This is a genomic window from Actinoplanes oryzae, from assembly GCF_030757795.1.
Lineage (GTDB): Bacteria > Actinomycetota > Actinomycetes > Mycobacteriales > Micromonosporaceae > Actinoplanes.
Genome location: NZ_JAUQWH010000262.1, coordinates 1 through 8,083, shown reverse-complemented (window position 1 = coordinate 8,083; position 8,083 = coordinate 1). Strand labels below are relative to the sequence as shown.

Annotated in this window: 8 protein-coding genes; 5 read left to right on the top strand and 3 right to left on the bottom strand. The window is 72.0% G+C overall.

Annotation, left to right across the window (positions count from 1 at the left end):
- Window positions 1-2,632 (top strand): carboxypeptidase regulatory-like domain-containing protein (locus RBH18_RS41805; RefSeq protein ID WP_306216061.1); only part of this gene is annotated, 2,632 nt, incomplete at its 5' end.
- Here the strand turns inward: RBH18_RS41805 and RBH18_RS41800 are convergent.
- Complete coding sequence (locus RBH18_RS41800) at window positions 2,627-3,565, bottom strand: helix-turn-helix transcriptional regulator (protein WP_306216060.1); 939 nt, start codon at window positions 3,563-3,565, stop codon at window positions 2,627-2,629. The genes RBH18_RS41805 and RBH18_RS41800 overlap by 6 nt on opposite strands.
- 277 nt (window positions 3,566-3,842) lie before the next feature.
- Between RBH18_RS41800 and RBH18_RS41795 the strand changes: the two genes are divergently transcribed.
- From RBH18_RS41795 to RBH18_RS41780, 4 genes are all read left to right on the top strand, one after another.
- Complete coding sequence (locus RBH18_RS41795; protein WP_306216059.1) at window positions 3,843-5,000, top strand: PP2C family protein-serine/threonine phosphatase; 1,158 nt, start codon at window positions 3,843-3,845, stop codon at window positions 4,998-5,000.
- A gap of 81 nt (window positions 5,001-5,081) precedes the next feature.
- A complete protein-coding gene (locus RBH18_RS41790) occupies window positions 5,082-5,762 on the top strand; it encodes a phosphatase PAP2 family protein (RefSeq protein WP_306216058.1) in 681 nt (226 codons plus the stop codon).
- 31 nt (window positions 5,763-5,793) lie between these two features.
- Window positions 5,794-6,486 carry a phosphatase PAP2 family protein gene (locus RBH18_RS41785; RefSeq protein ID WP_306216057.1) on the top strand — a complete coding sequence of 231 codons (693 nt, stop codon included), beginning with the start codon at window positions 5,794-5,796 and terminating at the stop codon, window positions 6,484-6,486.
- Between the two features lie 10 nt (window positions 6,487-6,496).
- Entirely contained in the window at window positions 6,497-7,144 is a 648-nt protein-coding gene (locus RBH18_RS41780; RefSeq protein WP_306216056.1) for a pentapeptide repeat-containing protein, read from the top strand.
- Here RBH18_RS41780 and RBH18_RS41775 read toward each other — a convergent pair.
- Together RBH18_RS41775 and RBH18_RS41770 are read right to left on the bottom strand one after the other, a co-directional pair.
- Window positions 7,141-7,716, bottom strand: coding sequence for a DinB family protein (locus RBH18_RS41775; protein WP_306216055.1), 576 nt, complete (start codon window positions 7,714-7,716; stop codon window positions 7,141-7,143). The two genes, RBH18_RS41780 and RBH18_RS41775, sit on opposite strands and share 4 nt — an antisense overlap.
- Window positions 7,717-7,886: 170 nt before the next feature.
- Window positions 7,887-8,083: response regulator transcription factor (locus RBH18_RS41770; protein WP_306216054.1), on the bottom strand; the 197-nt coding region annotated here is incomplete at its 5' end.

The window sequence follows — 8,083 nt, the reverse complement described above, 5'->3', positions numbered from 1 at the left end:
GTACGCGGTCGGGGCCGTCGACAGCACGGGAGCGGCCGCCTACTTCTCCAGCCGGGGCGCCGCCGCGGACGGGTCGACGCGGCCCGACATCGCCGCGCCCGGCGTCAACACGCTCTCCAGCGTGCCCGGCGGCGGGTACGAGCTGAACAGCGGCACCTCGATGGCCGCGCCCCACGTGTCCGGGGCGGTCGCGCTGCTCTGGTCGGCGCAGCCGAACCTGCGCCGCGACGTCGAGGCCACGCGCGCCCTGCTCGACAGCACCGCGCACGACGCCGATGACACCTCGTGCGGCGGCACGGCTGCGGACAACAATGTGTACGGCGAGGGGCGGCTCGACGCGTATGCGTTGGTGGAGGCCGCCACCGGGGGTCAGCACGGCGGCGTGACGGTGGATGTCACGGGCGCCGGGAGCCCGATGCCGGACGCGGTCGTCAAGCTCACCTCGGACGTCGTCACGCGGACGGCCCGGACCGGCGCCGACGGCAGGGCCGAGCTGGGGCGGGTGCCCGCCGGGACGTACACCCTGGCGGTGTCGCGTTTCGCGCAGCTGACCCAGCGGCGGACCCTGACCCTGGCGGCGGGCGACGCGCCGCAGCTGACCGTCGACCTGACGGCGCCCGCGCCCTGGCACCAGGTGCACGGCACGATCACCGGCCCGGGCGGCAAGCCCCTCGCCGGGGTCACGGTCAAGCTGGCGGACGAGACGTTCCCCGGCTTCACGACCAAGGCCGACGGTACGTTCAGCGGGCCGCTGCCGGAGGGCGACTACGACGTGATCATTGATTACGGCCGGTGGCTCGCCCCGAAGACCGTGCCGCTGACCGTCGACGGCGACGAGACCCTCGATGTCACGCTCGAGGCGAAGGCCGACCGCTACGGCTACACGGTCGCCGAGACCACGGCGAAGTTCACCACCGGTGGCAATGTGTTCAAGCTGACCGGGGACGACGCCGCCGCGGACGCGAGCCTGCCGTTCCCGGTGACGATCTACGGGCGTACGTACCGGAAGGTCACCGTCCACACCGACGGCTACCTGTCGTTCGCCGGTGAGGCCACGATCAATGGTTTCCGCGATGACCTCGTGCTGGACAAGAAGTCACAGGTGCACACGCGCACGACCGGCAGCGGGACCACGCGCACGTTCGGGGTCACGTGGCAGGGTGCGCTGATCAAGGGCACGAGCACCCGCATCGACGTGCAGATCCTGCTGGGCGAGGGCGGCGCGCTCACCGTCGTCTGGCACAACGTGGGTACGGGCACCGCGGCGACCGTGGGCATCGTCGACGACAAGGGCGGCGACTCGCTGACATACGGCACTGTGCCCGGTGACAAGGTGGCCGTGACGTTCGCGGTGCCCGGGGCGGGCTTGGTCCGCGGCACGGTCACGGATGCCAATGACGGCAAGCCGGTGGCCTCGGCCAGTGTCACGGCGGGCCCGGTGACGACGGTGACCGACGCGGACGGTGTCTGGCAGGTGCAGGTCCCGGCGGGTGACGCCGTGGTGGCTGCCACCAAGGCGTCCTACGAGTCCGGCTCCGCCACCGTTGCGGTCCGGGCCGGGGCGGTCACGGTGGTGCGGACGTCGCTGCGGACGTCGCTGCTGACCGCCCCCGCCAAGGTGTCGGCGACCGTGAAGGCGGGCGGGACGGCCACGATCCAGGTGCCGTTGCGGAACAAGGGGACGGTCGCTGCCACGTACGACGCCCGCGAGGTCAACTCGGCGCAGAAGCCGGCGGGGGTGCCGGGCAAGGTGCTCGGGTCCTTCGGGGTGGGTGACTTCTACAACGCGTACGGGGTCGACTGGCACGACGGGAAGCTGCTCGTCACCGACACGTACTTCTGGGGTCAGGTGGAGAGGTTCGACGAGAGCGGGAAGGTGCTCACCAAGGGAGTCGTCGGCATGAACGGCTGGGCCTCCGACTTCACGCCGATCGGTGACGACCTCACGTGCGCGCCGAGCATGTCGATCGTCGGGGACCTGCCGATCGTCTGCATCAACCGGGACACTCTCACGGTCGAGCAGGAGATTCCGACGCCGAAGCCGGGCACGTTGTACTACGGGCTGGCGTACCGGGCGGCGGACGACACCTTCTATCTCGCGGGCGACGGCGGCATCCGGCACATCGCCGGGCCGCGCCACCCGCAGCCGGGCGCCGTGCTCGGCATGTGCGTGCCGGCGCGGCCCTGGACCACGGGCCTCGAGCTCAACGAGAAGGCGAACGTCCTCTGGTCGATCAACCAGGACAACGCCGGCGAGGCGCTGCGGGCGCTCGACCCGGACACGTGCGCCGAGCTGAGCTGGGTGCCCGACCCGGACACCGACCCGCTCAGCGGCGCGGGCATCACGCTCGACGACTCCGGCGACCTGTGGACGGTCGGGCAGGCCATCGGGCAGCCGGGCGGGGCGCGCGTGCACCACGTGGCGGGCGACCTGCCGGCGTACAGCGAGATCCCGTGGCTGACCGTCGCGGCACCGGCCGGATCCGTGCCGGTCGGCGGGGCGGCGTCGCTGCCGGTGACGCTGGACACGAGCGGGCTGGCGCGGGGGACGTACACGGCGCATGTCCTGCTCGTGAGCAACGGGGCCACCACGCCGAGCGTTCCGGTCGCCGTGACGGTGACGGTGTCATAGCCAGTCGTTGCGGGCGACGTACCAGCCGAGTTGCATCCGGGTGGCGGAGCCCGTGACATCCATCAGCTGCCGGAGGCGCCGCTGCACCGTACGCAGCGACATGCCCAGCTGAGACGCCACGGCCTTGTCCGGCAGACCTGCCATGAGCAGTGACAGGATCTGCCGGTCGGCCGGGGTGGGCACGGTGCCCCGGTCCAGGTTCTCGATCTCGTCGGCGGCGGGGGCCAGCCGCAGCGGCGTGCCCCTGTCCCACACCTCGGCGAAGAGCGCCTCCAGCACCGCCACCCACGTCTGCCCGCGCACCACGAACGCCCAGGGCTCGGCCGGCACCTCGCCGGGCCCCGGGAACGACAGCATGCCGATCCGGCCGTCCGCCACGAACAACTTCGCCGGTACGCCCGAAGCCACGCGAGCCTCCTCCCCGGCGGCGACGCAGCGGCCGATCCGCCCGGGGGCACCGGCGCGATCGAGGGTGCGCCGGTCGTACACGATCCGGAACCGTACCCCGCGCCCGAGCAGCTCCAACTCGGTCGGGTTGTCGTGATAGCCCCCGAGATAGGGCGGCCGGTCGAACCCGAGCACCTCCTCCTGCGCGCCCCGGAGAATCTGATCGAACACCTGGCTCACGGCCGCCGTACCCACCACCGTCTCGACGCCCGCGACCGTGCCGTCGCCGCTCTGCTGGCTCTGCACCCAGGCGCGCACCCCGAGCCGCGCCTCCTGCAGCTGCCGCATCCGCTCGAGCAGCAACGAATCCAGCGCCAGATCAGGCGGCGTGGGATACACCCGGTCGCCGTCCACGCCGACGAGCCCGAGCTCCCGCAACCCTTCCAGCGCGGCGGCGGTCGCCTCCCCGGCCCGGACGCCCCTGCCCCGGAGCACGTCCACATAGACCTGTTGTTCCAGCTCGCTCAGGCCGAGCGCGGTCAGCATGCCGGGATTCTGGGATCGCTCCCAGCCACGGGTCAAGGAACTGCGTCACACCGCGCCCCTCACGGCCCCCTTGATCTCAGCAATGCCGCGCCCGCCCGCGCTCGCCCGCGTCGGCATCGATGCCCGACGCGCCGGCCGCCGGGCGCAGCGGCGGAGGGCTCGATCATGCGTCCAGGCCGGCTCCGGCTCGTGCGTGCGGGACCGGGCGACCGATAATCTCGCGGTTGGGTTCGTTGTCCACCATTCGGTGGACGCAGGAGTGGGTAGGTAGCTTTTCATGGCCGATCCGATGGAAGCGGTGCGCCGCCTGCTCGACCTGCGCCGACGCAGCCGGCCGGAGGATCTGCCTCCCGCGCTCGCCGCCGTGGCGCCGCTGCTCGGTGCGGAGCGGCTGACCGCCCTGATGATCGACTATGAGCAGCTGTCGCTGTGGCCGCTGCACGGGACGCCCGGCGACAGCGATCCGCGCAAGGTCAATGACACGCTGGCCGGTCAGGCGTTCCGGACCACGCGGCCCACGCGGGAGGATTCGTGCCTGTGGCTGCCCATGATGCACGGCGCCGAGCGGCTGGGCGTGCTGGAGGTGTGGCTGCGCGAGGAGGCCGGCGACGATCTGCGCCGCGACCTGGCGGTGATCGCCGCGCTGGTGGCGGAGCTGGTGGCGAGCCGGCGATTCTACGGCGACGCGGTGGAACGTACCCGGCGGCGCCTGCCCATGCAGCTCGCCGCGGAGATCATCTGGAACCAGCTGCCCCCGCTGAGCTTCGCCGCCAACGGCGCGGTGGTCACCGCCGTCCTGGAACCGTGTTACGACGTGGGCGGCGACGCGTTCGACTACGCGGCGAACGGTGACCTGCTGCACGTCGCCCTCTTCGACACGGTCGGGCACGGCATCAGCGCGAGCGCCCTGACCACGCTGACGCTCAACACCTATCGCAATGCCCGCCGCTCCGGCCTCGGCCTGGTCGACACCTACCGCTCGATCGACAAGTGGATCCGCCGGCAGTACCCGGGCTCCTTCGTCACGGCCGTGCTCGCCGAGCTCGACACCGCCACGGGCATCTACCGCCGGATCGCCGCCGGACACCCGGCCGAGCTGCACCTGCGCCCCGACCGGCCGATGCCGGCCCTGCCGACGCCGACGGCCCTGCCCCTGGGCCTGGGACACATGGTCCGGCGGCCGCCGCGGGTCACCGAGGTGGCGCTCGAGCCGGGCGACTCGCTCGCGCTCTACACCGACGGCATCACGGAGGCCCGCTCCGCCGACGGCCAGCTGTTCGGGCTCGACCGCCTCGACACCTTCCTGCGTACGGAACTCCGCGGCGAAGCCCCGGCCGCCGAAACGATGCGCCGCCTCATCCACACGATCGTCTCCTACGAGAACGGCGAACTCCGCGACGACGCCACCGCCGCCCTCATCCAGTGGCGCCCGTGACGGCCGCCCGGCGCCGGAGGGACGGAATGCGCCTGCTCGCGGAGGAGTACGGGTGACCACCCGCGGGTAGTGCTTCTCTTCATGAGGCTTGAGCTGCGCGTCACCACGGTTGCGTTGATCGCGGTGGCGGTGCTGGTGCCGTTTGCGCTGCTCGCGGTGCTGGTGGCGGGGGACTGGGCACCGCTTCATGACGGGGATGCGAGTGTCACGCGGGCCGTGCATGCGTGGGCCTTGCGGCATCCCGGGTGGGTGGATGTCAGCGTCTGGTGGACCAACATCTTCGCGCCGTGGCCGTTGCGGGCGGCGGCGCTGGTCCTGGTGGTCTGGTTGTGGCGGCGCCGGCGCCGGGGGGTGGCGCTCTGGGTGGTGACCACGATGGCGGCCGGGGGGATCCTCGGGGCCCTGCTCAAGCTGCTGATCGAGCGGCACCGGCCGAGCTTCCTCGATCCGGTCGCGCGGGCCGCCGGGTTCTCGTTCCCCTCGGGCCACGCGCTGAACGCCGCCCTGGCCGCGGGCGTCTTCGTGCTGGTGCTGCTGCCGGTGCTGCGGCACCGCTGGCAGGTCTGGACCGCCGGGGCTGTCGTGGCCGGGCTGACCGGAATGTCCCGGATCGTGCTGGGTGTGCACTGGACCAGCGACGTCGTGGCCGGGTGGTTGCTCGGGGCGGCCGTGGTGGCGGCGACTGCTGCGGCCTTCACTCACCGCGGGCTGCTGCCCGTCGTGGAGGAGGGCGTGGACCCGAGCCTGGCTGTCACCCGTTAGAGAGAAACGCCGATCGGGTACAGACGCCGCCATGTCCGACGTCGTGGTTCAGTTTCTGAAGCGGATCCTCGCCCCGGTGGCCGTACTCTTCGGGGTCATGGTGGGGTTGGGTCTGCTCGTCACGAAGGTGATGGCGCACACGTGGCCGCTCACCGTGGAGGACACGGTCAATCGTGACTTCGCGAGCGACCGTGAGCCTGTGGGAAACGCGATTTCCTACTTCTTCAGTACGGTCGGGAGCACCCCGGTCATCATCGCCGTGACCGCGGTCGTGGCCATCATCCTGCGTCTGGTGCTCAAGCGGTGGCGTGAGCCGCTGTTCCTGTGCGCGGCCGTCAGCGCGCAGGCGCTCGTCTTCCTCTTCACCACGCTGGTCATCGACCGGCACCGCCCCGCCGTCAGCCACATGGACACCTCGCCGCCGACGTCGAGCTTCCCGTCGGGGCACACCTCCGCGGCGGTCGCCCTCTACATCGGGCTGGCGTTCCTGCTGGCGAGCCTCGCCCACCACACGTGGGTGAAGGCGCTGTGCTGGCTGCTCGTGCTGGTGCCGGTGGGCGTGGCGCTCGGGCGGCTCTACCGGGGCATGCACCACCCGTCGGACGTCACGGCCTCGTTCTTCAACGGCATCACCTGCGTCGTGATCATGGCGCGGGGCATCCTCGACCGCACGGTGAAGTGGACCCGCCACGCGGCCGGGCGCCTGCGGACGGCCACCGCTTAAGCTGCCCGGCGTGACAGAACTGACCGATCTCCCGTACGCGAAGCATCTGCAGCCCTTCACCGGCGACCTGGACCGGGACGAGGACTACACCGAGGTCCACCTGGACGGCGCCGAGCTCGAGGACGTGCAGGCCACCGGCGCCCGCTTCGGCGAGAGTGCGATCACCGGCACGACGTTCACGGGCGGCGACTTCGGTCAGTGCCGGTTCAGCGACGTGTGGATCAGCCGGACCAGGTGGATCGGCACGAGCTGGGCCGAGTCGGAGCTCATGGACGTCACGGTGGGCGACGGCGTGCTGGCGGGCGTCCAGGCGTACGGGGGGAGCTGGCGCCGCGTCGTCGTCCAGGGCTGCAAGGTCGACAGCCTGAACCTGCGCGGCGCCCGCCTGCAGGACGTCGTCTTCCGCGACTGCGACCTGACCGAGGTCGACTTCGGCGGCGCGACGCTGGTCGGCGTGACCTTCCCGGGCTCGGCCCTGCGCCGCGTGCGCTTCAGCCGGATCGTCCCGAAGAAGCCCCTGGACCTGCGCGGCGCCCGCGAGCTCGACGTCGCCGAGGGCTGGGAGAGCCTCCGCGGCGCGATCATCGGCCACCAGCAGCTCGTCGAGGCCGCCCCGGCGCTGGCCCAGGCCCTCGGCATCGTGGTCAAGGACCGTTAGGGTCCGTCGCGGAAGCCGGCGGCGGTGTCCTCGAGCTGCCGGCGATAGGTCTGCCACCACGCCGGGTCGCCGGTCGCCAGGTTGTCGTTGTCGGCGCGCAGGCCGGCGGCGCCGTCGATGAGCTCGCGCACGATGTCGGCGTGCCCGGCGTGGCGGTCGGTCTCGGCGATGACGTGGATCAGGATGCGGTGCAGGGTGACCGCGTTGTTGTCCGGCCACCACGGGACGCTGCCCGGGGCGTCCAGGTCGAGGGCGGCGATCGTCTCGTCCGAGTGGGCCCAGACGCGCCGGTAGAAGGCGACGATGAACTCCCGGGACTGCTCCGCCGTGGCCCACATGTCGGCGTTGAGGGCATCACCCTCGCCGTGGCCGGGGAGCATGCCGGGCAGCGGACGTCCGAAGGTGGCGCCGAGGTAGCCGCCTTCCACCATGGCGACGTGCTTGACGAGTCCCAGCAGGTTGGTGCCCGTCGGGGTCAGCGGGCGGCGGATGTCGTACTCGCCGAGGCCGTCGAGTTTCCACAGCAGCGCTTCGCGGCCGCGTTGCAGGTAGTAGCGCAGCTCATCCTTCATGGCGCGACTCTGCCACATTTCCGGTAGGTTTCGATGACCCCGCCCGGTGCCCGGCAACCAGTGACCCGCGCCTCACGGCCGGCCGCTGCGGGCCGCGTCCATGCTGCCGCGTCTCGCGGCCGGCCGCGGCGGACGGCGCCGGTGCCGGCCCCGGAGCGGTCCGCCGCGCCTCAGAGCCAGCCGCGGCGGACCGCCTCCATGCCGGCCTGGAAGCGGGTGCGGGCGCCGAGGCGTTCCATCAGCTCGTGCAGGTGGCGCTGCACCGTGCGGACGCTCCACCCGAACGTCTTGGCGATCACCGCGTCCGTGGACCCGCTCGCGAGCAGCGCGAGCAGCCGCCGCTCCTGGGGCCCGAAGGCGGCGGCCG

Bases quoted from the DNA above. Each gene is read 5' to 3' on its own strand.
- RBH18_RS41800 (WP_306216060.1), bottom strand. From the start codon at position 3,565: ATGCTGACCGCGCTCGGCCTGAGCGAGCTGGAACAACAGGTCTATGTG.
- RBH18_RS41795 (WP_306216059.1), top strand. From the start codon at position 3,843: ATGGCCGATCCGATGGAAGCGGTGCGCCGCCTGCTCGACCTGCGCCGA.
- RBH18_RS41790 (WP_306216058.1), top strand. From the start codon at position 5,082: ATGAGGCTTGAGCTGCGCGTCACCACGGTTGCGTTGATCGCGGTGGCG.
- RBH18_RS41785 (WP_306216057.1), top strand. From the start codon at position 5,794: ATGTCCGACGTCGTGGTTCAGTTTCTGAAGCGGATCCTCGCCCCGGTG.
- RBH18_RS41775 (WP_306216055.1), bottom strand. From the start codon at position 7,716: ATGAAGGATGAGCTGCGCTACTACCTGCAACGCGGCCGCGAAGCGCTG.